Source organism: Mycolicibacter icosiumassiliensis (assembly GCF_900078685.2).
Taxonomy (GTDB): domain Bacteria; phylum Actinomycetota; class Actinomycetes; order Mycobacteriales; family Mycobacteriaceae; genus Mycobacterium; species Mycobacterium icosiumassiliensis.
The window spans coordinates 3,656,570-3,680,115 of sequence record NZ_LT546166.1 but is presented as its reverse complement, the minus strand read 5'-3'; the positions used below and the strand labels follow the sequence as shown (position 1 = coordinate 3,680,115).

The following is a 23,546-nucleotide window of genomic DNA, read 5'->3' as shown; positions in this document are numbered from 1 at the left end:
GTTCACCTGCCAAGTGTAATGGGCGCAACATTAAACCGGATTGACTTAATCCACTTACTTAATTAGCTTAGCTACTTGGAGCGGAGACGACGACCGGCCTGGTCAACGTCGGGGAAGGCAGGCGATGAAAAGGCTGATCAGCCGGGTTTGGCTGCCCGCTTTGATCGTGACGGCAGTCGCGGCAGGCGCCTTGACCGTCGCACAGCTGCGGACCGTGTTCGGTGCGCATCCGGTCGTGGTGACCGACATATCCTCGGACAACGCCGAGGACTTCAACCCGAAGTTCGTCACCTACGAGATCTTCGGTTCGGGCACCACCGCCGTCATCAACTACATGGACCTGGAAGGCAAGCCGCAGCGCGTCACGGATGTGGCGCTGCCGTGGACCCTGACTCTGCAGACCACCTTGCCCTCGGTGATGCCCAACATCCTGGCCCAGGGCGACGGCGACAGCATCAGCTGCCGGGTGACCGTCGACGACGAGGTCAAACAGGAAAGGACGGCTACCGGAGTGAACGCCGAGACCTTCTGTTTTGTGAAGGCCGCATGAACGCGCCGACGGACGACGCGCCGACCGAGACCATTCCGGCAGCACGTCATGCCGAGCGCCCGCGGATACCCCGGTTCATCCGGAAGTTCGCGATACCGATCATCCTGGCCTGGATCGCCCTGGTCGCCGTGCTGAATGTCGTCGTGCCGCAGCTTGAGGAAGTCGGCAAGCTGCGCGCAGTGTCGATGAGCCCCAATGACGCACCGTCGATGATCGCCACCAAGCGCGTCGGAAAGGTGTTCCAGGAGTACGACACGTCCAGCTCGGTGATGATCGTGCTCGAAGGCGAGGAGCCGCTGGGCGCACAGGCACACGAGTTCTATGACCACATGGTCCGCGATCTGCGTGCCGACACCGCCCACGTGCAGCACGTCCAGGACTTCTGGGGCGACACGCTGACTGCCAAGGGCGCCCAGAGTGCCGACGGCAAGGCCGCCTACGTTCAGGTCTATATCGCCGGCGACCAGGGGGAGACGCTGGCCAACGAGTCGGTGGACGCGGTGCGCCACATCGCATCCGATGCTCCCGCACCCGCCGGCGTGAAGGCGTACGTGACGGGGCCGGCGGCAACAAGTTCCGACCAGAATCACGTCGGCGACAAGAGCATGGAAACCATCGAGATGCTCACCTTCGCCGTCATCACGGTGATGTTGTTGGGCGTGTACCGATCCGTCATCACCACACTGATCGTGCTGCTGATGGTCGTATTCGAGCTCTCGGCTGCTCGCGGGCTGGTGGCATTCATGGGATTTCACAACCTGTTCGGCCTGACGACCTTCGCGAGCAACATGCTGGTGACGTTGGCCATCGCCGCCTCCACCGACTACGCCATCTTCCTGATCGGTCGATATCAGGAAGCGCGCAAAGCCGGTGAGGACCGAGAAACCGCGTACTACAGCATGTTCCACGGAACCGCGCACGTGGTGTTGGCCTCGGGGCTGACGATTGCCGGGGCCACGTTCTGCCTGCACTTCACCCGGCTGCCGTACTTCCAGACCATGGGCTTCCCGCTGTCGATCGGCATGGTGTTCGTGGTCGCCGCCGCGTTGACCCTGGGGCCCGCAGTCATCTCGGTGTGCAGTCGCTTCGGTCGTGTTCTGGAGCCCAAGCGCCTCACCCGGTCGACCGGGTGGCACCGGGTCGGCACCACCACCGTTCGCTGGCCCGGGGCGGTTCTGGTGGCCGCCGTCGCGGCGGCGCTGATCGGCCTGCTTGCGCTGCCCGGATACCACACCAGCTACAACGACCGCATCTACCTGCCCGATGACGTCGCGGCGAACGTGGGCTACTCGGCGGCGTTCCGGCACTTCTCCCAGGCGAAGATGAACCCGGACCTGATGATGATCGAAACCGACCGGGACCTGCGCAACCCGGCCGACTTCCTGGTGATCGACAAGATCGCCAAAGCCCTCAAGAGCGTGCACGGCATCGCCCAGGTGCAGACCATCACCCGCCCCGACGGGGATCCAATCAAGCATTCGACGATCCCGTACACCATCGGCCAGAGCGGCACCGCCCAGCTGATGAACAACGACTACATGCAGACCAACCTGGAGAACCTGCTCAAGCAGGCCGACGATCTGCAGGCCAGCATCGACTCGATGACCGAGATGATGAATATCCAGCAGGATCTGGCCGCGGTGTCGCAGCGGATGGCCGACAAGATGGCCAACACCGCGGTCGACATCGGCGAAATGCGGGACCACATGGCCGATTTCGACGATTTCTTCCGGGTGTTCCGCAACTACTTCTACTGGGAGCCGCACTGCTTCGACATCCCGATCTGCCACGCGCTGCGGTCGATCTTTGACACGATGGACGGTATCGACACCATGTCCGGTGACTTCGACGACCTGGTTCCCGACATGCAACGCATGGCCGAGCTGATGCCGCGGATGGTCGCCGTGATGCCGGCGCAGATCCAGTCGATGAAGAACCAGAAGCAGACGCTGCTCAACCAGTACCAGGTGCAGAAGGCGCAGCAGGACCAGAACATCGCGATGCAGCAGAACTCCACGGCGATGAGCGAGGCCTTCGATTCCGCCAAGAACGACGACTCGTTCTACCTTCCGCCGGAGGCCTTCGAGACCGCCGACTTCAAGCGCGGCATCAAACTGTTCATGTCGCCTGACGGACATGCAGTGCGGTTAACCATCATTCACCAGGGTGACCCGTTGACGCCCGAGGGAATTTCGCGCATCGAAGCGCTCAAGGTCGCGGCGGCCGATGCGATCAAGGGGACACCGTTCGAGGGAGCCTCGATCTACCTCGGCGGCAGCGCAGCGATGTTCTACGACATGCAGCAGGGCGCCAACTACGACTTGCTGATCGTTGCGACGGCCGCGCTGATCCTGATCTTCATCATCATGATGGTCCTGACCCGCGCCGTGGTCGCCGCGACGGTGATCGTCGGCACGGTGGTGCTCAGCCTCGGTTCGGCGTTCGGCCTCTCAGTCCTGCTCTGGCAACACATCGTCGGCATCCCGCTGCACTGGATGGTGCTGCCGATGTCGGTCATCGTGCTGCTCGCCGTCGGCGCGGACTACAACCTGCTGCTGGTCTCGCGGATCAAGGAGGAGATCCACGCGGGCCTGCACACCGGGCTGATTCGCGCCATGGTCGGCACCGGTGCCGTGGTCACGGCGGCGGGTCTGGTGTTCGCCTTCACCATGGCATCCATGGCGGTCAGCGCCTTGATCGTGATCGGCCAGGTCGGTACGACCATCGGGCTGGGGCTGCTCTTCGACACCTTGATCGTCCGGTCCCTGATGACACCGTCGGTCGCGACCCTGCTCGGGCGCTGGTTCTGGTGGCCGCAGATCGTGCGTCCCCGGCCGGTTCCGCAGCCCTGGCCGCAACCGATCCAGCGGGACCCCGCGACGGAGGAGCAGGCGTATGAACCCGGCCGTTAGTTGGCGTGCAGGTCCTCGTTGAGCGCGATGCCCTGGCCGTCACGGGCCACCACCTCGACCGCGCCGGTCTGTGAGTTGCGGCGGAACAGCAGGTTGTTCCCGCCGGCCAGATCGCGGGCCTTGGCGGTGCTGCCGTCGGGCAGCGCGACCTTGGTTCCGGCGGTGACATACAGCCCGGCTTCGATCACGCAGTCGTCGCCCAGCGGGATGCCCAATCCGGCATTCGCGCCCAACAGGCAGCGCTTGCCGATCGAAATCACTTGTGTCCCACCACCGGACAGCGTTCCCATGATCGAAGCGCCGCCGCCGACATCGGAGCCGTCGCCGACCACTACGCCCGCCGAGATGCGACCCTCCACCATCGAGGCGCCCAGGGTGCCGGCGTTGAAGTTGACGAATCCTTCGTGCATCACCGTGGTCCCCGACGCCAGGTGTGCACCGAGGCGCACCCGGTCCGCGTCGGCAATGCGCACTCCAGAGGGCAGCACGTAGTCGACCATGCGGGGGAACTTGTCCACGCCGTAGACCGTGACCGGGCCGCGCCGGCGCAACCGGGCACGGGTCGACTCGAAGCCCTCGACCGCGCACGGACCGTAGTTGGTCCACACCACGTTGGTCAGCACCCCGAACAGCCCGCCGGCGTTGAGTCCGTGCGGTACCACCAGCCGATGCGACAGCAGGTGCAGGCGCAGATAGGCGTCGTAGGCGTCGACGGCGGTGTCGTCCAGCGACCCGATGACGGTGCGCACCGCGACCGTCTCGGTGCCGCGGTCCTCGTCACGACCGAGCAGACCGGCTAGGTCGGCGGGCACCTCGTCCGCGGCCAGGGGGGTGGTTCCGGGCTGGCCCGAGCCGCCCAACTCCGGTGCGGGAAACCAGGTGTCGAGCACCGATCCGTCTGCGGCCAGCGTCGCTACCCCGACGCCCGAAGCTCCAGTCACGCTGGTCAGGTTACCCCGGCGGTGAGCGAGGCTCGACGAAGGAGAGGCGAAGCTGGGCCGCCGAATCAACCCGGACCGCTAGGCTAGGCACGTGCTGGACCTGCGCTCGGACCCGATTGCACTGACCGCGGCGCTGGTGGACATCCCCAGCGAGTCGCGGCACGAAGCGTGTATCGCCGACGAAGTCGAAGCCGCCCTGCGGGCCCAGACTTCCGGTTTCGAGATCATTCGCGACGGCGACGCGGTGCTGGCCCGCACCCAACTGGGACGCCCGACCCGGGTGCTGCTGGCCGGGCATCTGGACACCGTGCCGGCGGCCGGCAACCTGCCCAGCCGGCGCACCGTTGGCGAAGAGGGCGACGTGCTGCACGGCTGCGGCACCGTCGACATGAAATCCGGTGTCGCCGTTTTCTTGCACCTGGCTGCCACCGTCATCGAGCCCGCACACGATCTGACCTGCGTGTTTTACGACTGCGAGGAGATCGAGGCGGCCGCCAACGGGCTGGGCCGCATCGAGCGCACCCTGCCGGACTGGCTGACGGCCGACGTCGCCATCCTCGGCGAACCCACCGGCGGCTACATCGAGGCCGGCTGTCAGGGCACACTGCGGGTCGTCGTCACGGCGGCCGGCACCCGGGCGCATTCGGCGCGGTCCTGGCTGGGCGACAATGCCATCCACAAACTGGGGGCGGTCCTGAATCGACTGGCCGCCTACCAGCCGCGCAGCATCGACATCGACGGCTGTGTCTACCGCGAGGGCCTGTCGGCGGTGCGCATCGACGGCGGGGTGGCCGGCAACGTCATCCCCGATGCCGCGAGCGTGACCGTGAACTTCCGCTTCGCCCCGGACCGCACGCCCCACGAGGCGCTGATCCACGTGCAGGAGGTGTTCGACGGCCTGCACGTGGTGATCGAGCAGACCGACTCCGCCGCCGGCGCCCTGCCGGGACTGACCGCACCCGCCGCCGCCGCACTGGTGGCCGCCGCCGGCGGCCAGGTGCGGGCCAAGTACGGCTGGACCGACGTGTCCCGGTTCGCCGCCCGCGGCATCCCCGCGGTCAACTACGGGCCGGGCGATCCCAACCTTGCCCACACCGTCGACGAGCGGGTGCCGGTCGAGCAGATCAGCACGGTGGCCGAGCTGCTGCGCGGCTTCCTCAGCTCCTAGAGCCCGGAAAATTATCGGACATCCATCGCAGGTGTGCTGGCCGCGAGTCGGAATTTGACGACGCGACACGCCCATGTCACGTCGTCAAACGCCCAGTGGGCACCAGATGTTTCCCGTCCTAACCCTCCAGCGCCCGAGCTTGCTCCAGCGCGGTCCGGCCGAACGCGCAGTCGACCTGCTCGCACAGCCGGGCCAGCGGGTCCACGGCCCGGGCATCGCCGAGCTGGACGGCCACGTCCCAGGCCTGCAGCGCCACCGCCGACTGCCCGGTGCGCTCGGCCATCCGGGCGGCATCCCGGGCGGCGGCGATCGCCCCATGCTGATCGCGCATGCCGGCCCGCTGCCAGGCCTTCGCCACCCCGAGCTCTGGGGCGAACAGCGCCGATTTGGTGCCGTGCCGGGATTCGGCCCGGCTCAACGCCTTTGCCGCACCGGCGATGTCGGATTGGCGGGCCAGCGCGGTGGCCAGCAGGGTCAGTGACAGCGGCCCCCACGAATAGCCGGTGCGTTCCAAGGTGGCCGCCGCCGGCGCCAGCATCTTGATCGCCGCGTCGTACTCGTCGGCGGCGATCAGCACCTGCGCCACCAGCACCTCGCCGATCGCCCGGCCGGGCTGGGACAACTCGGCGAAATCGGTGAACTGCCAAGCCAGTTCGCGCGCCTCAGCGAGCCGATTGGCCATCAACAGTGCGGTGATCTCGGCGAGCCCGACGGTGAACCGCAGCACGCCGGGATGTTCGGCGTCCAGCGCACGACGGGCCAGCGGGCCGACGTCGTCGAAGCGGCCGGACCGCGCCGCACACAGGGCCGCGGCGCTGCCCGCCCACGCCACCGCCATGTCATCGGCGGCCGGGTCGGCCAGCACCGCGGTGGCGGCCTCGACGGCGCGGCCGATGTTGCCGGCATTCATCGCGAAGGTGGCGCCGAGCGCGTCCAGGGTGATGCGCGGGGCCAAGCCGGTCACCCGGCCACGCGTGGCGGCCAGGAAGGCGGTGGCGCGTTCGGGCTCGCCCAGCATGAAGAACTGATTGGCGGCCCGCGGCAACGCCCAGGCCATCAACTCCGGCTCGCTCAGTCCGGCGGGGTCGACCGCCGCCAGCACCGCGTCGGCGTCGCGCCCGCGGCCCTGCCAGCCCAGCGCGTGCGCCAGCGCCAGTCGGGCCGGCAATTCGTCCGATCGCTCCAGGGCGTGGCGGGCCAGCCGCTCACCCAGGTGCAGATCGCCCAGCCGCAGCGCCTGCTGGGCGGCGTCCACCACGTCCGCGGTGGGCTGGGGCGCGTCGCTGTCGGCGGCCAGCTCTGCCAGCCGCAGCTGCTCGCCGACGTGTGCGCAGGGCCGGGCCGCCAGCGCCCCGACCACCTCGGTGCGCCGGGTGCGGGCAGCTTGCCCGCCCTGGGCCCCCAGCGCGTCGCGGGCCCGCTCGGCGAACAGCGGGTGCGCGGTGTAGACCACCGGGTCCGGTTCGCGGCCGCCGCGGGCACGGGTCTCCACCGCGCCCAGCTCCTCGGCCTGGCGGACCGCGTCGGCGCTGGTGAGGCTGATCAGGTCGACCAGCGCGAGCGGTTCGAAGACGGCCAGATAGTCCAGCACCGCACGCGCGTCGGCCGGCAACCCCGCCACGAACGCGTCCACGTCGCGATCGGCCGCACTCGTCTGATCGGAAGCGGTGATGTCGATGCGTGCCAGCAGATTGTCGCCCCACAGCGCGGTGATCGGCGGCGGCGGTGCAGGGGAGCAGTCGGCGCGCCCAGTGACGATCATGCGGGCCGTCCCGGTCAGCGCCAGCTGATAGACGAGCGTCGCCGACAAGATGTCGAGCAGATGCGCGTCGTCGACCACCAGCAGCAGATCGCCCACCGCATCGACCAACGACGCGCGCGCCGCCCGCAGCAGCGCGGCGGGTTTACCGATGTCGGCCACCTGAACCAGATGGCTGAAGGCGCCGAACGGCACGGCGCGTTCGGCGGGTGTGCCGATCACCCAGCACACCCGGGTGCTTCGGTGGCGGTCGGCGTGGTCTTCAGCAGCCAGCCGGGCCAGGGTGGACTTGCCGCACCCGTCGGGACCGAGCACCACCGCGCCCGCGCGGGGCCCGTCGGGGTCGAGTGCTGCGGTGAGCTGATGCAACGTCGCCGAATGCTCGGGGACGTTCCACCGGATCGGCATCGCCGAGAGTTTACGGTCTGAGCCAACTGCCCGATAGCCTTTCGGTGTGCGGTGCAGCGAATGGGCGGTCTGTGTCTACTGCGCGTCGGGCCCCAGCGATCCGGCGCTGCTGGCGCTGGCCGCCAAAGTCGGTGCGGCGATCGCCGAGCGGGGTTGGACGCTGGTGTGGGGAGGCGGCAACGTCTCGGCGATGGGCGCGCTTGCCGTGGCCGCCCGCGAGCGCGGTGGGCATACCGTCGGGGTGATCCCCAAGGCGCTGTTGCACCGCGAGGTGGCCGATGTCGACGCCGACGAGCTGATCGTCACCGACACCATGCGCGAGCGGAAACAGGTGATGGATGATCGCGCCGACGCATTCCTGACCCTGCCCGGCGGCATCGGCACGCTGGAAGAGCTGTTCGAAACATGGACCGCCGGGTATCTGGGCATGCACGACAAAGAAGTGGTGCTGCTGGATCCCGACGGCCACTACGAGGGGCTGTGGAGGTGGCTGTCGGGGCTGATCGACACCGGGTTCGTGTCCCAGCGTGCGAGGGACCGCCTGCTGGTGTTCGGCGAGATGGAGGCGGCGCTGGACGCCTGTTCACCCGGTACCGCCGGTACCGATTAAGCTCTCGATTTTCGGCGAAATGAGGCAATAACGTGTCCGACCACGACTCCGGAACCGTCACCAAGGTGGGACTGGTCGACGTTCTCGCCCGCACCCCCAGCCTGTTAGCCGACGGGCCGACCATCCTGCGCGGGCTGTGGACCGGACTGCGGGCCCGCCCCACCTCCAAGGCTTCGATCGGCAAGGTCTTCCAGGACCGCGCGGCCCAAGTCGGTGACCGGGTCTTCATCCGGTTCGGCGAGCAGCAACTGACCTACCGCGAAGCCAACGAGACCCTCAACCGCTACGCGCGCGGCGTCGGCCACGGCGATGTCGTCGGGATCATGCTGCGCAACTCCCCGGACGCGGTGCTGATGATGCTGGCCGTCGCCAAATGCGGTGGGGTCGCCGGCATGCTCAACTACCACCAGCGCGGTGACGTGCTGGCCCACAGTCTGGGCGTGCTGAACGCCACCCTGCTGATTGCGGAGTCCGACCTGGTCGAGCCGGTCAAAGAATGCGGTTGCACCGACGCGCCGGTGACCATCGAGGAGTTCCGGCGGCTGGCCGCCACGGCACCGGACGGCAACCCCGCCTCGGTCAACGCGGTGCTGGCCAAGGACACCGCGTTCTACATCTTCACCTCCGGCACCACCGGCTACCCCAAGGCCAGCGTGATGACGCACTACCGGTGGTTGCGTGCGCTGGCGACCTTCGGGGGCATCGGGCTGCGGCTGCGCGGCACCGACACGCTGTACTGCTGCCTGCCGCTGTACCACAACAACGCGCTGACGGTCGCGGTGTCCTCGGTGCTCAACGCCGGTGCCACGCTGGCGTTGGGCAAGTCGTTCTCGGCCTCGAGGTTCTGGGACGAGGTGATCGCCACGGACGCCACCGCGTTCGTCTACATCGGCGAGCTCTGCCGGTATCTGCTCAACCAGCCCGCCAAGGCCACCGATCGGGCGCACAAGGTGCGGGTGATCGCCGGCAACGGGCTGCGGCCAGAGATCTGGGACGAGTTCACCCATCGGTTCGGTATCAAGCGGGTCTGCGAGTTCTACGCCGCCAGCGAGAGCAACAGCGCCTTCCTCAATGTGTTCAACGTGCCGCGCAGCACCGGTGTCTATCCGGGGCCGCTGGCCTACGTGCAGTACGACCCCGACACCGGCCTGCCGCTGCGCGGCGCGGACGGCTGGGTGCAGCGGGTGCCGGCGGGCCAGCCCGGACTGCTGCTGAGCCCAGTGAACCGGTTCTCGCCGTTCGACGGCTACACCGACCCGGAGGCCAACGAGAAGAAACTGGTGCGCAACGCCTTTCGCGACGGCGACTGCTGGTTCAACACCGGTGACCTGATGCGCCCACAGGGCATGGGGCACGCCGCGTTCGTCGACCGGCTCGGGGACACCTTCCGGTGGAAGGGCGAGAACGTCGCCACCACTCAGGTCGAGGCTGCGCTGGGCGCCGACGAGTCGGTCGAGGAGTGCGCCGTCTACGGGGTGGAGGTGCCCGGCACCGGTGGCCGTGCCGGGATGGCCGCGGTCAAACTGCGGGACGGAGTGAGCTTCGACGGGCCGGGGCTGGCCGCCGTGGTCTCCGGCCAGCTGCCCTCCTACGCGGTGCCGCTGTTCGTGCGGGTGGTGCCGTCGATGGCCCACACCACCACGTTCAAGAGCCGCAAGGTGGAGCTGCGCGAGCAGGGCTACGGCGGCGGGGGCGCCGTGATCGAGGACCCGCTGTACGTGTTGGCCGGCCGCGGCGAAGGCTACGTGCCTTACTACGCCGACTACCCCGCCGAAGTAGCCGCCGGTAAGCGTCCGTAGGGCTGACACGCTGGTCAAGCCCGCGTACGTTGGGGGACATGTCGAGCACGGATGACTTGAGCAGAGATCCGACTCCAGATCCCGCCGAGGACAACGCCTTCTTCCCGTCTCCCTATTCGCTGAGCCAGTACACGGCACCGCGAACCGACTTCGACAAGGTGACACATCAGGGCGGCTACCGCGGTCGGTGGAAAGTGCTGATGATCGCGACCGAGGAACGCTATGTGCTGCTGGAAAACGGGCGGATGTTCTCCACCGGCAATCATCCGGTCGAGATGCTGCTGCCCGCCCACCATCTGATGGAGACAGGGTTCGAGATCGACGTCGCGACCATCTCCGGCTACCCGGCCAAGTTGGAACTGTGGGCGATGCCGTCACAGGACCAGGCTGTCGCTGCGACCTATGCGGCATTGAAATCGAAGCTCAAGGCACCGAAAAAGCTTTCCGAGGTGATCGAGAACGAGCTCGGCCCGGATTCCGACTATCTGGCGGTGTTCATCCCGGGCGGCCACGGTGCCGTGGTGGGGCTCCCCACCAGCACCTTGGTGGAGCAGACCCTGGATTGGGCGCTGGCCAACGACAAGTTCATCATCACGTTGTGCCACGGCCCGGCGGCGCTGCTGGCCGCCTCGGTGAGCAAGCAACAATCGCCGTTCGCTGGATACTCGGTGTGCGTGTTTCCCGATGCGCTCGACGAGGGCCCCAATCTCGAAATCGGATACCTGCCCGGCCGACTGTGCTGGCTCGTCGCCGATCTGCTGAGCAAGCAGGGACTGACCGTTGTCAACGACGCGATGACCGGTCAGGTGCACCGGGACCGCAAGTTACTGACCGGGGACAGTCCGCTCGCGTCGAATAGGCTGGGTCACCTCGCCGCCGCCGCGCTGTTGGAAGAGGCCGGCGCGACGGTGTGAGCGGCCACCAGGTCTGAGCGGACTGAGCATCACCGGGCACCATAGATGGGTGCAGTCCCACTTCTGCGGTCGTCCGGTGGCGGCTGATCGAGCGCTGATCATGGCGATCATCAACCGCACCCCGGACTCGTTCTACGACGCGGGCGCCACGTTCACCGACGAGGCGGCCAAGTCCGCCGTGCACCGCGCAGTGGCCGACGGCGCCGATGTCATCGACGTCGGCGGGGTCAAGGCCGGGCCGGGCGAGACCATCGACGCCGACACCGAGACCGCTCGGGTGGTGCCGTTCATCGAGTGGCTGCGCAGCGCCTATCCCGAGCAGCTGATCAGCGTGGACACCTGGCGTGCGGAGGTGGCCAAACGCGCCTGCGCGGCCGGTGCCGACCTGATCAACGACACCTGGGGCGGCATCGACCCGGATCTGCCGGTGGTGGCCGCGGAGTTCGGGGCCGGGCTGGTCTGCTCGCACACCGGAGGCGCCAAGCCGCGCACCCGCCCGTTCCGGGTGAGCTACGGCACAGGCGTCGACGGCGTGGTGAAAGCGGTGATCAGCGAGGTCACTGCGGCCGCGGAGCGAGCGGTGGCGGCCGGGGTGGCCCGGGAGCGGGTGCTGATCGATCCCACCCATGATTTCGGCAAGAACACCTTCCACGGGCTAGCGTTGTTGCGACACACGGAGGACTTGGTCGGTACCGGATGGCCGGTGCTGATGGCGCTCTCCAACAAAGACTTCATCGGGGAGACTCTTGGAGTGGGCCTCACCGAACGACTGGACGGAACATTGGCGGCCACCGCGTTGGCGGCGGCCGCCGGAGCCCGGATGTTTCGGGTTCACGAGGTCGGGCCGACCCGGCGCGTACTGGAGATGGTGGCATCGATCCAGGGCGTGCGGGCCCCGACCCGCACAGTAAGGGGATTGGCATGACCGACCTGGTCTCGGCGCCGGGCGACACCCGGCTGTCCGGGCGCACCTGGGCCCGGCCGCAGTGGACGGTGGCCGAGCTGCTGGCGGCCAAGGCCAAGTCCGGTCGCAGCATCTCGGTGGTGCTGCCCGCGCTGAACGAGCAGGCCACCATCGAATCGGTGATCGACAGCATCACGCCGCTGGTCGACAACCTGGTCGACGAACTGATCGTGCTGGACTCCGGCTCCACCGACGACACCGAGATCCGGTCGATCGCCGCCGGCGCCCGCGTCGTCAGCCGTGAACAGGCGGTCCCGGAGGTCGCACCGCAGCCCGGCAAAGGCGAAGCCCTGTGGCGGTCGCTGGCGGCCACCAGCGGCGACATTGTGGTGTTCATCGACTCTGACCTGATCGACCCCGACCCGATGTTCGTGCCCAACCTGGTCGGGCCCCTGCTCACCGGGGACGGCGTCCACCTCGTCAAAGGCTTCTACCGGCGGCCGCTGAAGGTCAACGGCACCGAGGAACCCACCGGCGGCGGCCGGGTCACCGAGCTGGTGGCCCGACCGTTGTTGACCGCGCTGCGCCCCGACCTGGGTGCGGTCATCCAGCCGTTGGGCGGTGAGTACGCGGGCAGTCGTGAATTGTTGGCGTCGGTTCCGTTCGCGCCCGGCTACGGGGTGGAGATCGGGCTGTTGATCGACACCTACGACCGGTTGGGGCTGGAGGCCATCGCCCAGGTCAACCTCGGTGTGCGGGCCCACCGCAATCGCCCGTTGGCCGAGTTGGCCGTGATGAGCCGCCAAGTCGTCGCCACCTTGCTGTCGCGCTGCGGTGTCCCGGATTCCGGGGTGGGCCTGACCCAGTTCGTCGCGGACGGCCCGGACGGAACGGACTATCTGCCCCGCACTACGCCGTTGTCGCTGGTCGAGCGGCCACCGATGAACACGCTGCGCCAGCGCTGATCCTGGCGATCGCCAGCGCTGATCGGGTCGGCATCGCCCCTCGTGTCGGTGTAATGAGGCACTATCGATGCCGTGACACTGGTGTTGCTGTATCTCGTTGTGCTCGTGCTCACCGCGTTGCTGCTGTTCGGGGTGGCCAGCACGCTGTTCGGCCGTGGTGAGCAGCTGCCGCCGCTGCCGCGGGCGACGACGGCGACCATGCTGCCGGCTTCCGGGGTCACCGGTGCCGATGTCGACGCGGTCAAGTTCTCCCAGGTGCTGCGCGGCTACAACACCGGTGAGGTCGACTGGGTGCTGGAGCGCCTCGGTGCCGAGCTCGACCAGCTCCGCGGTCAGCTGGCCGCGGCGCAGGCGACCGCCGCGGCCGCAACGGAATCGCGTTGAGCAGCGCACCCGACGACGGCCAGGTTCGGTGTGGCTGGGTCGACGGCGCCTCGGTGCTGTACCGCGACTACCACGACCAGGAGTGGGGCCGTCCGGTGCGAGACTCGGCCGCGCTGTTCGAGCGGGTCAGCCTGGAAGCCTTTCAAAGCGGACTGTCGTGGCTGGTGATTCTGCGTAAGCGGGAGAACTTCCGGCGTGCGTTCGCCAATTTCGACGTCGATACCGTCGCGCGTTTCACCGACGCCGACGTGGCCCGGCTGATGGACGACGCCGGCATCGTGCGGAACAGGGCCAAGATCGAGGCGACGATCGCCAACGCGCGGGCGACCATCGACCTGGGTTCCACCGATTTGGCGGAACTGTTGTGGTCATTCGCCCCACCGCCGCGTCCGCGCCCGGTGGACCTGTCGGCAATTCCGGCCGTCACGCCGGAATCGACAGCGATGGCGCGCGAATTGAAGCGTCGGGGGTTCCGATTCGTGGGGCCCACCACCGCGTACGCGTTGATGCAGGCCACGGGCATGGTCGACGACCACGTCCGGGCATGTTGGGTGCCACCGGTAACCGCCTAGATCCACTAAAATGCACTACGGAATCGGGTCTTGTGCACGCGCCATCGCCGATAGGGGAGAATGGCGGAGTGAATTTGCAGTTCGAAGCCGGACGCTGCGACTGCCGTGCACACCCGGCGCAGAGCATGGGCACGGCCTGCGGGCTGGTACCTGGAGGGAGCACTTGATGGCGGCGATGAAGCCCCGGACCGGCGACGGTCCGTTGGAAGCGACCAAAGAGGGGCGAGGCATCGTGATGCGAGTACCGCTTGAGGGCGGTGGACGACTGGTCGTCGAGTTGACTCCCGATGAGGCCGCCGCGCTCGGCGACGAACTCAAAGCTGTCACCAGCGGCTAAGGCGATCGCAAGCGCGGCGGAGCCGGGCGAATGGGGGCACTAGCGGCCCGCCTGCCGGTAGACCGCCAAGGTCTGCTCGGCCACCCTGGCCCAGGAGAACACCTCCTCGCAGCGGTGCCGGCCGGCGTCGCCGTAGCGTTGTGCACGCGTCGGGTCGGTGATCAACGCGTTGACGGCGTCGGCGAGTTCGGCGTGATAGGCGTCCGGATCGGCGGCGGCGTAGTGGACCAAGGTGCCGGTTACGCCGTCGATGACCACCTCCGGGATGCCGCCGACGTCGGAGGCGACCACCGCGGTACCGCAGGCCATCGCCTCCAGATTGACGATGCCCAACGGTTCGTAAACCGACGGGCAGACAAAAACCGTTGCCGCCGAGAGTAATTCGCGGATCTGCCGAGCGGGCAGGGTCTCCTGTATCCAGAACACCCCGCGGCGGGCGGCGGACAGATCGGCCACGGCTGCACTCACCTCCTCGGCGATCTCCGGAGTGTCGGGGGCGCCCGCGCACAACACCAATTGCGCGTCCGGGTGAAACCGGTGGGCGGCGGCCACCAGATGGGCCACCCCCTTTTGTCGGGTGATCCGCCCGACGAAGGCCACCATCGGCCGATCGGGGTCGACGCCGAGTTCGGCCGGCATCGAATCGGGACCGGCAGGCTGCGGACGCCAGACCTCAGTGTCGATGCCGCTGTAGATCACGTGCACCCGGTCCGGCCGCAGGTCAGGGTAGACCCGCAGCAGATCGTCGCGCATGGCCGAGCTGACCGCGATGACCGCGTCGGCGGCGACCGTCGCCTCCTTCTCGGCCCACGACGACACCCGGTAGCCGCCACCGAGCTGTTCGGCTTTCCAGGGGCGCAACGGCTCCAGCGAATGTGCGGTCAGCACATGCGGGATGTCGTACAGCAGCGCCGCCAGCCGACCGGCCAGGGCGGTGTACCAGGTGTGGGAGTGCACGACATCGGCCGTGCTGATCGCGTCGACCATCGTCAGGTCGGCCGACAGTGTCCCGAGCGCCGGATTGGCGTCGCGCAGCGCCGGATCGGGCTGATGCGCGTGCGCGCCCGGCCGGAGCGCGCCCATGCAGTGCACGTCGACGTGACACAACCGCCGCAGCGCCTCGACCAGGTTGGTGACATGGACACCCGCGCCGCCATAGATTTCCGGAGGGTATTCCCGAGTCAGCATCGCCACCCGCATAACCGGCACGGTAGCGGTCGCCGATCACCGGCCGCGCAGCGGATCGACCGGCGATTTGTGACGACGATTTTGTAATGAACCTTCGTCAATCGTGCGGTCAACCTGGCAGGGCTTCGAAGGGGCCGATAGGTTTGTGGCCATGAGGGAAGCGCCGCATGTGCTGGGCATCGTCCTGGCCGGTGGGGAGGGCAAGCGGCTGCACCCGCTCACCGCAGACCGCGCCAAACCGGCGGTGCCCTTCGGGGGTGCCTACCGGTTGATCGACTTCGTGCTGTCGAATCTGGTCAACGCGCGCTACCTGAGAATTTGTGTTCTGACGCAGTACAAGTCGCATTCGCTGGACCGGCACATCTCGCAGAACTGGCAGTTGAGCGGCCTGGCGGGGGAGTACATCACCCCGGTGCCGGCCCAGCAGCGCCTCGGCCCGCGCTGGTACACCGGGTCCGCCGACGCCATCTATCAGTCGCTGAACCTGATCTTCGACGAAGATCCGGACTACATCGTGGTCTTCGGAGCCGACCACGTGTACCGGATGGACCCCGAACAGATGGTCCGCTTCCACATCGACAGTGGGGCCGGGGCGACGGTCGCCGGGGTACGGGTGCCGCGCGCGGACGCGTCCTCGTTCGGTTGCATCGACGCCGACGAGTCCGGCCGGGTCCGCGGTTTCCTGGAGAAGCCGGCGAACCCGCCTGGCACACCCGATGATCCGGACAGCACGTATGTGTCGATGGGCAACTACGTCTTCACCACCAAGGTGCTGATCGATGCGATCCGCGCTGACGCCGACGATGACCACTCCGACCACGACATGGGCGGCGACATCATGCCGCGTCTGGTGGCCGACGGAATGGCCGCGGTCTACGACTTCTCCGACAACGAGGTGCCCGGGGCCACCGAGCGTGACCGCGGCTACTGGCGTGATGTCGGAACCTTGGATGCGTTCTACGACGCGCACATGGACTTGGTGTCAGCGCACCCGGTGTTCAACCTGTACAACAACCGCTGGCCGATTCACGGCGCGACCGAGAATCTGGCGCCGGCGAAGTTCGTCAACGGGGGCTCGGCGCAGGAGTCGGTGGTGGGCGCCGGCAGCGTCATCTCAGCGGGCTCGGTGCGCAACTCGGTGCTGTCGTCGAATGTGGTGATCGACGACGGCGCGATCGTGGAAGACAGCGTGATCATGCCCGGCGCCCGGGTGGGGCGCGGCGCAGTGGTGCGCCACGCCATCCTCGACAAGAACGTCGTGGTCGGGCCCGGCGAGATGATCGGTGTCGACCTGGAGAAGGACCGGGAACGGTTCTCCATCAGCTCCGGCGGCGTGGTCGCCGTCGGAAAGGGCGTTTGGATCTGAACCTAGGCTTAGCCATAAAGCCCGCGTCCGGCACCCAGGGTCGCGGCAGTTCGCCACCCACGCCCATCTCGACGTCGACGCCGCCGGGGCATCTAGCAGCGCATACCGCCAAACCGACCCGCCCAGCCCGTTCACTTCTGGCGACCGGCGGATTCAGACGCCCACGCACCCCTCAATCTGCAGAATCTGAATAATGTCTGAGTGCTTGCTAACATGCATGGCATCGTTGCCAGAATCGATGCTAGGAGATTGCAGATGGCTGTTGGGCGCCGCCGCCGTGCCGGAAACCGCCGGTTACCGGCCGCGTCGTCGCGGCGTCGCGCGATAGGCACCGCGACCGCGGCGGGTGCCGTGGTGGCCTTCGGGTTGACGCCGTTGGCCAGCGCGCCCAGCGCGCATGCCGACTTCGATCTTCTCGACTTCCTGGACCCTTCGGCGTGGCTGGGTGCCGCGGCGGCCACCCCTTTTCCGGCCGCTGACTTCGACCTGGGCAACATTTTTGACGCGCTCTACACCAACGCCTACAGCCAGCTGCAGGACATCATCACAGACCCGGCGATTGCGCCGCTGCTCGACATCGTCAACCAGCCGTCGGTATTCCTGTTCGGCCGGGATCTGATCGGCAACGGCATCACGGTCGGCGAGAACGGGTGGGACGGCGTCAACGACTCGGTCCTCGGGTCCTTCGGGGTATTCGGCAGCCTGCACGACGGTGGCTTCTTGTTCGGTGACGGCGGCGCCGGGACCGCGGCCGGCATCGACGACCACGGCAACGTGATTCTGGCGGGCGCCGGCGGTAATGCCGGCCTGATCGGCAACGGCGGCGTCGGCGGCGCCGGATTCGGCCCCAACGTCACCGGCGCCATCGCCGTCAACGTCAGCACCGGTGGTGCCGGCGGGACCGCTGGCTGGTTGTTCGGTACCGGTGGCACCGGCGGCGCGGGCGGCGCGGGTGATGCTGTCTCCGCTGGCGGCAACGGTGGTGACGGCGGCAACGGCGCCGGGTTGTTCAGCAACGGCGGCAATGGCGGCAACGCCGGTGACGGCGGCAACGGCTACAACCGCGATGTGCTGCCCGCTCTGGGTGGGGCCGGCGGCAACGCCGGCATGTTGGGCACCCATGGCGCGGTCGGACACCACGGCACGCTGGCCGACGGCCCGACGCCCACCCCCCATCTCCTCGGGGTCACCGGCACCTGGCTAACCGACCGCGACGGCCGGGTCATCATCCTGCACGGCACCAACGAGGTGAACAAGGAGCCGCCATATACGCCGTCCGCCGACGGGTTCAGCGAAGACGACGCGATCTTCCTGGCGGCCAACGGCTTCAACGTGGTGCGGCTCGGCATTGAATGGGCCGCGGTGGAACCCGAGCCCGGCGTCTACGACCAGGCCTACCTGGCCTCCATCGAAGAGACGGTGAACATGCTGGCCAGGCACGGCATCGTCACCGTGGTCGAGATGCACCAGGATCTCTACACCAACCTCGACGGGGACGGCAACGGGGCACCGGCCTGGGCCGCCGACACCGGAGGCCTGCCCCACATCGGCGCTCCCTTCCCGTTCGGATACGTCACCGACCCGGCGCAGAACCACGCCTGGGCTGCGTTCTGGTCGAACTCCAAGGCGCCGGATGGGGTCGGGCTGCAGAACCATTACACCCGCATGTGGGAATACGTTGGGCACTACTTCGCCGACAATCCCAACGTGGCCGGCTACGAGATCATGAACGAACCGTGGCCCGGCGGAACAGAGTGGCTGCCCACTTTGTTGGGCAGTCCACGCTTCGACGCTGAGACGCTGACCCCGTTCTACAACCAGGTGATCGGCGGAATCCGTGCTGTCGACCCGACGACCCCGGTGCTCTACGAACCGACAGAGACCACCCAGGTCTTGGTGCCACCCAAACTCGGCGTCGTGGACGACCCTTACTCGGTGTTCTCGTTCCACGACTACTGCCCGGTCACCGGCTTTGGCCCGTTGGAGTCGCTGTGCGGCTTCCTTGTCGATTTGCAGGTCAACACCTCCGTGGCTTTCGCGCAGGCGCACCATGTCCCGGCGTTGATCACCGAGTTCGGCGCCGTCGACCCACCAAAGATCGTCACCGACACCATGCACAGCGCCGATCACGCCCAGATCGGCTGGATGCAGTGGGCCTACAACTCGGGATGGCGCGACCAGACGGGCAGCGACAGCACCGTGGGGACACTGGCCCAGCCGTATCCGCAGGCGATCGCCGGCACTCCGAACTCGTGGTCGTTTGACAACGGCAGCTTCCATCTCAGCTACTCCACCGAGATGGCTGATGGACAGGGCCACTTCGCCGCCGGCGCACAGACCACCATCTCGGTGCCGACTATCAACTACCCGAACGGCTACGACGTTGTCGTCACCGGCGGGCACGTGGTCTCGGCACCGGACGCCCCGGTGCTGATCATCGCCTCGGACAACGGCGCAACCACCGTCACCGTGACCGTCACCGCCGACCCCGGCGGTCAGCACTAATCCTGAGGTTAGGGCCAGGCTAAAACGGCTCTTCGGCGCCGCCGGGGTTACAGCCGTTGGCGAGCAGGTTCAGTGTGCTCACGTCCGGGCGCCACGGCTCCAAATTCCAACTGGTCTTACCGGGTTGGATGAACTCGGCGAACTGCCAGTGGCACAGGAACTGTGCGCGCATGCCGGGGTTGTTCGCCTCCGGGTTGCGCTTCACGACCTCCGCCCAGGCCTGCTCGCCCTGGCGCAGGGTGCCGGGCTCGCCCGCCTCGGTTCGGCCGGCGTCGGTCGGATACACCCGCAGGCTGGTCCCGCCGTCGTAAGTCACCCACTGGGTGTTCGCGACGTACGGCGCCGCGCTGATGCCGGCGGCACCCAGGAACCCGCCGGCGCCGCCCAGGCCGCCCGCGCCGCCCTCTGCGCCGAGTCCGCCGTCACCGCCGCGGCCGAACAGCAGGCCACCCGCGCCGCCGTCGCCACCGACTCCACCTGCGCCGCCGGTACTGCCGAAGATCGTGATAGCGATGCCGCCGAAGCCTCCGACGCCGCCAGTGCCTGCGGTGCTACCGTCGCCGCTCGCGTCGCCACCCGCACCGCCGTTGCCGGCCGCACCGCCATTGCCGCCGAAGATCGCGATGACGGTGCCGCCCTGACCACCGGCGGCGCCGGCGGCACCGGTGGCCAGGGGTGCGCCGGCGGCCACGGCGGCGCGAGCGGTGCCGGCCAGGCCGGCGGTGTCGGCCAGGCCGGCGTGAGCGGCACTGGCGGCAGCAAGAACGATGGGTCCGCGGGTGCCGGGAAGGGCGGCGCCGGCGGGGGCGGTGGCGCAGGTGGAGGGTCATGATGACCCGCCACCTAGGGCGATCGGTACTAGGTGTCGTCGCGACGGGGCGGAACATCTTCGGGCGACCGCGGCCAGACGAACAGCGCAAGCCGGTAGTTCAGTGCCGGGATGTGGTGTTCGCCGAGGAACACTCCGCCGAACTGTTCCCAGAAACGCCTACCCTCGGTGTCGGGATCGCTCCCGGTATCGCCGAGCAGCCGTCGGCACTGGGGTTCTGCACTGAACAGGCCGGAAATGATGTTGGTCACCACGATCCGTCCGTGCCCTTTTCGCACCATCTCGGGGTCGGCGATGGCACCATGCATCCCCACGTCATACGGATCGGCGTCGTAGACGGTGGACATGTAATCTTGCGCGGCACGGAACAATTCGATATATCCAAGCGGGCGCCCTTCGAGGCTGAAGACGTAGGGGCGCGAGTAGTTGCCTTCGAATTGGATGCTCAGGTGTCGACGCCACTCGTCGGCCGGCCGGTCGTAGTGCCAGGTCCGGGCCAGGTGCGGACGGTTCATCCACTCGGAGATCATCTCGGCATCGGTGTCCGGGTTTGCGAAACGAAAACTGTACGGCTCGGGAAATATCGGCAGCGGCGGAGCCGGAACCGCACGGACCTCATCGGACACGTCCGCCAGTTGTCGCGCCATCAGCGCACTCATAGCGCACCCGAACCCGTTGTTGTTGAAGCAGATTCGGTAATCATTACAGGTTCCTCCTGGAAGTCCTTTGACGGCAACGCCGTCGCCGATGGGTTCGCCAATGATGCCACGTCGACCGCGAAGCGGCAGGTCCGAAATGCCGATCGCCACCGCCAGAACAGGCAGCCGAATTTCCCTCACCGATGCTGAGACATCAGCGCCGTAAAGCACTCAAAAACTTGATCCGACAAGACATCACCGACATGGGTTCGTCGCAGAATAGGGAGTCCCACATGACAGGAAAGCAGCACCGCGCAGAGCGTCGTGGTTTCACTGGCGTAGTTCGCCGCCAGGGTGGCCGAGTGGCGGCTGTGGGTAGTGCGGTTGGGGCGTTTTTGGCGTTTGGGTTGTCGCCGTTGTCGGGGGTTCCGGTGGCGCAGGCTGATGAGCTGGATTGGGTTGTTGATCTGGTTGGTTCGGATTTGGCTGGGGCGCTTGGTGATTTGGGTCAGGCGTCGTCGTGGGAGACGTTGTTTGACGCGGGTTCGTGGGAGCCGTTGCTGTCGAATGTGGGTTTGTCGTTTGATGCGTCGTTGGCGGGGGTGCCGGGGTCGGCTGCTGCGGATGACTGGTTTGGGTCGTTGTTCTATGACCCGTGGCATGACTTGGGTCAGGCGTGGATTAACAGTTCGTTTGGGTCTGCGGTTAATGAGTTCATCAATATTTTCGGGTTCGGTCAGATTCTGATCGGTAATGGCGCTGACGGTATGGATGGCGGCACGGTGGCGCAGGCTGCTGGTGGTGCTGGTGGTTTGTGGTTCGGTGATGGTGGTGCTGGTGGTACGGCCGCAGATGGCACCGGTGGTGTTGGTGGTTCGGCGGGCATGTTCGGCGATGGTGGTGCCGGTGGTGCCGGTGTTGATGGTGGTGACGGTGGCGCTGGTGGTAACGGCGGCTGGTGGATGGGTATCGGCGGTGACGGTGGTGCTGCTGGTGCTGGTATCGCTGGTGGTGACGGTGGTGTTGGTGGTGCCGGTGGTGACGGTATTGGTGTGGCGTTCGGTTCTGGTGGTAACGGTGGTCTTGGTGGCGATGGTGCGGTGGGTGCTGCGGGGGCGGTTGTTGGTGCGGGGCTCAATGGTCTTGCTGGGGCTAATGGTGGCGCGGGTGGTAATGGTGGCGCCGGTGGTAAGGGTTCGTGGCTGATCGGTTCCGGTGGCCAGGGTGGTGCTGGTGGTCAGGGCGCCCACGGTGGCAACGGTAGTGATGGCGGCGACGGCATCAACGCCACCACTGCGGGCGCAGACGGTGGCGCCGCCGGTAACGGCGGTAACGGTGGTGCTGGTGGTGCCGCCGGTCTTGGTGGTGCCGGTGGCTCGAGTGGTCTGCTTGGTTCCGCCGGTTCTGCGGGTGCCGGTGGGCACGGCGGTAACGGTGGTAACGCTGGTGTTGGTGGTAACGGTGGCGCCGGTGCCGACGGCGATGGCGCTCACATTGATGGTGGTGCCGGTGGTCGTGGTGGTGACGCGGGTGTGGCCGGTGCCGGTGGTGCGGGTTCGACCTCGGGTACCGCGGGTGCTGCGGGTGCGGCGGCAACCGGTGGTGGTAACGGTGGCCAGGGCGGTGACGGTGCCGACGCCGCCATTGCCGGTGGTGCCGGTGGCGCTGGTGGTCGTGGTGGTGATGGTGGTTCGCTGGGCAACGGTGGCGCCGGCGGCGCTGGTGGTGACGGCGCGGTCGGCGTGACTGGGCACACCGATGTCAACGGTGATGGCACGACGGGTCTGGCCGGTGGCGCTGGTGGTGTGGGTGGCGCTGGTGGTGCGGGTGGTTCGCAGGCCGGCAATGGTGGTGCCGGTGGTGTTGGTGGCCGCGGTGGCACCGGTGGCACCGGTGGTGCCGGCGCTGATGGCACTGCGGGTGTGAATGCCGATGCCGGTAGCGGTGACAACGGTGGCGATGGTGGCGACGCCTCCAACACCGGTGGTGCCGGTGGTGTGGGTGGTGTCGGTGGCGACGGTGGCGCGGGCGGTTCCTCGGCGCACGGCACCGCGGGTGCGCACGGCGTTGGCGGTATCGGCGGCGACGGCGGTGTCGGTGGCGGTGCTGGTAACGGTGGTAACGGCGGGGACGGTGCTGGCGGCGGTACCGGGGCAGCGGCCGGTAACGGCGGTAAGGGCGGTAACGCAGCTGACGCTGTTGCCGGTCTTGGTGGTGCCGGTGGCGCTGGCGGCTCGAGCGGCGGCTCCACGCACGCGGCTTCGGGCGCTGGGGGTGCCGCGGGCGCCGAAGGTAACGGCGGCGCCGGCGGTAACGGTGGCGCCGGCGAGCTCCTTGGCGACGGCACCGTGCAGGCCGGTGGCCAGGGCGGCAACGGTGGTAACGCCGGGGCGGTCGGTGACGGCGGTAACGGCGGCGTCGGCGGCAAGGGCGCGACCGGTACGGCCGGACAAACGAACATCAGTGGTGACGGCACGGACGGCGTTGTCGGTGGTGCCGGTGGTGCGGGCGGCATCGGTGGTGCCGGCGGTACGACCGCGGGCAACGGTGGTGCCGGCGGTGCGGGCGGCGTAGGCGGCACCGGTGGTGCCGGTGGCCACGGCCTCGACGGACAGGCCGGTGTCGATGCGATAGCTGGCAGCGGCGGTGACGGCACGGTCGGTATCGGCGGCGGCGACAGCGGCAACGGTGGTGCTGGTGGTGTCGGCGGCCAGGGTGGTGCCGGTGGCACCGCGACCGCGGGCACTGCGGGCGCTGACGGCGACGGTGGCCAGGGCGGCACCGGTGGTGCGGCCGG

21 protein-coding genes and 1 pseudogene are annotated in these 23,546 nt (G+C 67.8%); 17 read left to right on the top strand and 5 right to left on the bottom strand.

Annotated features, from left to right (window positions below; all coding sequences use genetic code 11):
- The first annotated feature begins 124 nt into the window (after positions 1-124).
- A complete protein-coding gene (locus BN4346_RS41485; RefSeq protein WP_067975480.1) occupies positions 125-550 on the top strand; it encodes an MmpS family transport accessory protein in 426 nt (141 codons plus the stop codon).
- Entirely contained in the window at positions 547-3,462 is a 2,916-nt protein-coding gene (locus BN4346_RS41480) for an MMPL/RND family transporter (protein WP_067975477.1), read from the top strand. The genes BN4346_RS41485 and BN4346_RS41480 overlap by 4 nt, the downstream gene beginning before the upstream one ends.
- Here the strand turns inward: BN4346_RS41480 and dapD are convergent.
- Complete coding sequence (gene dapD / locus BN4346_RS41475; RefSeq protein ID WP_096867720.1) at positions 3,459-4,412, bottom strand: 2,3,4,5-tetrahydropyridine-2,6-dicarboxylate N-succinyltransferase; 954 nt, start codon at positions 4,410-4,412, stop codon at positions 3,459-3,461. The genes BN4346_RS41480 and dapD overlap by 4 nt on opposite strands.
- Positions 4,413-4,494: 82 nt before the next feature.
- Here dapD and dapE point away from each other — a divergent pair, with 82 nt between their 5' ends.
- Entirely contained in the window at positions 4,495-5,571 is a 1,077-nt protein-coding gene (gene dapE / locus BN4346_RS41470) for a succinyl-diaminopimelate desuccinylase (protein WP_067975472.1), read from the top strand.
- A 118-nt stretch (positions 5,572-5,689) separates the two neighbouring features.
- On the opposite strand, the gene BN4346_RS41465 is transcribed toward dapE, so the two are convergent.
- On the bottom strand, positions 5,690-7,738 hold the full coding sequence (locus BN4346_RS41465; protein WP_096867575.1) for an AAA family ATPase: 2,049 nt from the start codon (positions 7,736-7,738) through the stop codon (positions 5,690-5,692).
- 46 nt (positions 7,739-7,784) lie between these two features.
- On the opposite strand from BN4346_RS41465, the gene BN4346_RS41460 reads away from it, so the two are divergent.
- From BN4346_RS41460 to BN4346_RS41425, 8 genes are all read left to right on the top strand, one after another.
- Entirely contained in the window at positions 7,785-8,348 is a 564-nt protein-coding gene (locus BN4346_RS41460; RefSeq protein ID WP_067975468.1) for an LOG family protein, read from the top strand.
- Positions 8,349-8,380: 32 nt separating this feature from the next.
- The gene (gene fadD6 / locus BN4346_RS41455) at positions 8,381-10,147 is read left to right on the top strand and encodes a long-chain-acyl-CoA synthetase FadD6 (protein ID WP_067975464.1); all 1,767 of its coding nucleotides are present in this window, start codon (positions 8,381-8,383) and stop codon (positions 10,145-10,147) included.
- Between the two features lie 38 nt (positions 10,148-10,185).
- Complete coding sequence (hchA, locus tag BN4346_RS41450) at positions 10,186-11,061, top strand: glyoxalase III HchA (protein WP_067975462.1); 876 nt, start codon at positions 10,186-10,188, stop codon at positions 11,059-11,061.
- Between the two features lie 49 nt (positions 11,062-11,110).
- Positions 11,111-11,986 carry a dihydropteroate synthase gene (gene folP, locus BN4346_RS41445; protein ID WP_096867574.1) on the top strand — a complete coding sequence of 292 codons (876 nt, stop codon included), beginning with the start codon at positions 11,111-11,113 and terminating at the stop codon, positions 11,984-11,986.
- A complete protein-coding gene (locus BN4346_RS41440; protein ID WP_067975456.1) occupies positions 11,983-12,930 on the top strand; it encodes a glucosyl-3-phosphoglycerate synthase in 948 nt (315 codons plus the stop codon). The genes folP and BN4346_RS41440 overlap by 4 nt, the downstream gene beginning before the upstream one ends.
- Positions 12,931-13,002: 72 nt before the next feature.
- A complete protein-coding gene (locus BN4346_RS41435; protein ID WP_067975453.1) occupies positions 13,003-13,314 on the top strand; it encodes a DivIVA domain-containing protein in 312 nt (103 codons plus the stop codon).
- Entirely contained in the window at positions 13,311-13,886 is a 576-nt protein-coding gene (locus BN4346_RS41430) for a DNA-3-methyladenine glycosylase I (protein WP_067975450.1), read from the top strand. Before BN4346_RS41435 ends, BN4346_RS41430 begins: the two co-directional genes overlap by 4 nt.
- Before the next feature lie 166 nt (positions 13,887-14,052).
- Complete coding sequence (locus BN4346_RS41425) at positions 14,053-14,223, top strand: DUF3117 domain-containing protein (protein ID WP_064998965.1); 171 nt, start codon at positions 14,053-14,055, stop codon at positions 14,221-14,223.
- Between the two features lie 39 nt (positions 14,224-14,262).
- Here BN4346_RS41425 and glgA read toward each other — a convergent pair whose 3' ends face one another.
- Positions 14,263-15,423, bottom strand: coding sequence for a glycogen synthase (gene glgA / locus BN4346_RS41420; RefSeq protein WP_067975447.1), 1,161 nt, complete (start codon positions 15,421-15,423; stop codon positions 14,263-14,265).
- A gap of 139 nt (positions 15,424-15,562) precedes the next feature.
- Here glgA and glgC point away from each other — a divergent pair, with 139 nt between their 5' ends.
- Together glgC and BN4346_RS49570 are read left to right on the top strand one after the other, a co-directional pair.
- Positions 15,563-16,777, top strand: a complete 1,215-nt coding sequence (gene glgC / locus BN4346_RS41415) for a glucose-1-phosphate adenylyltransferase (RefSeq protein WP_067975444.1) — start codon at positions 15,563-15,565, stop codon at positions 16,775-16,777.
- A gap of 255 nt (positions 16,778-17,032) precedes the next feature.
- The gene (locus tag BN4346_RS49570; RefSeq protein ID WP_067975443.1) at positions 17,033-19,282 is read left to right on the top strand and encodes a cellulase family glycosylhydrolase; all 2,250 of its coding nucleotides are present in this window, start codon (positions 17,033-17,035) and stop codon (positions 19,280-19,282) included.
- 19 nt (positions 19,283-19,301) lie between these two features.
- Here BN4346_RS49570 and BN4346_RS49185 read toward each other — a convergent pair whose 3' ends face one another.
- Positions 19,302-19,973: a DUF2599 domain-containing protein gene (locus BN4346_RS49185; protein ID WP_235653686.1), complete on the bottom strand. Its 672-nt coding sequence runs from the start codon at positions 19,971-19,973 to the stop codon at positions 19,302-19,304.
- 167 nt (positions 19,974-20,140) lie between these two features.
- On the bottom strand, positions 20,141-20,758 hold the full coding sequence (locus BN4346_RS41400) for a GNAT family N-acetyltransferase (RefSeq protein WP_235653685.1): 618 nt from the start codon (positions 20,756-20,758) through the stop codon (positions 20,141-20,143).
- 194 nt (positions 20,759-20,952) lie between these two features.
- On the opposite strand from BN4346_RS41400, the pseudogene BN4346_RS50100 reads away from it, so the two are divergent.
- The 4 genes and pseudogenes from BN4346_RS50100 to BN4346_RS50085 all read left to right on the top strand — a co-directional run.
- Positions 20,953-21,648, top strand: a pseudogene (locus BN4346_RS50100) (hypothetical protein); the annotation flags it as partial.
- A 352-nt stretch (positions 21,649-22,000) separates the two neighbouring features.
- Complete coding sequence (locus BN4346_RS50095) at positions 22,001-22,495, top strand: hypothetical protein (RefSeq protein ID WP_208863262.1); 495 nt, start codon at positions 22,001-22,003, stop codon at positions 22,493-22,495.
- Positions 22,496-22,519: 24 nt separating this feature from the next.
- Positions 22,520-22,675 (top strand): hypothetical protein, encoded by a 156-nt coding sequence (locus tag BN4346_RS50090; protein WP_208863261.1) that lies wholly within the window; start codon positions 22,520-22,522, stop codon positions 22,673-22,675.
- Positions 22,672-23,546: hypothetical protein (locus BN4346_RS50085; protein ID WP_208863260.1), on the top strand; the 875-nt coding region annotated here is incomplete at its 3' end. The genes BN4346_RS50090 and BN4346_RS50085, both read left to right, overlap by 4 nt.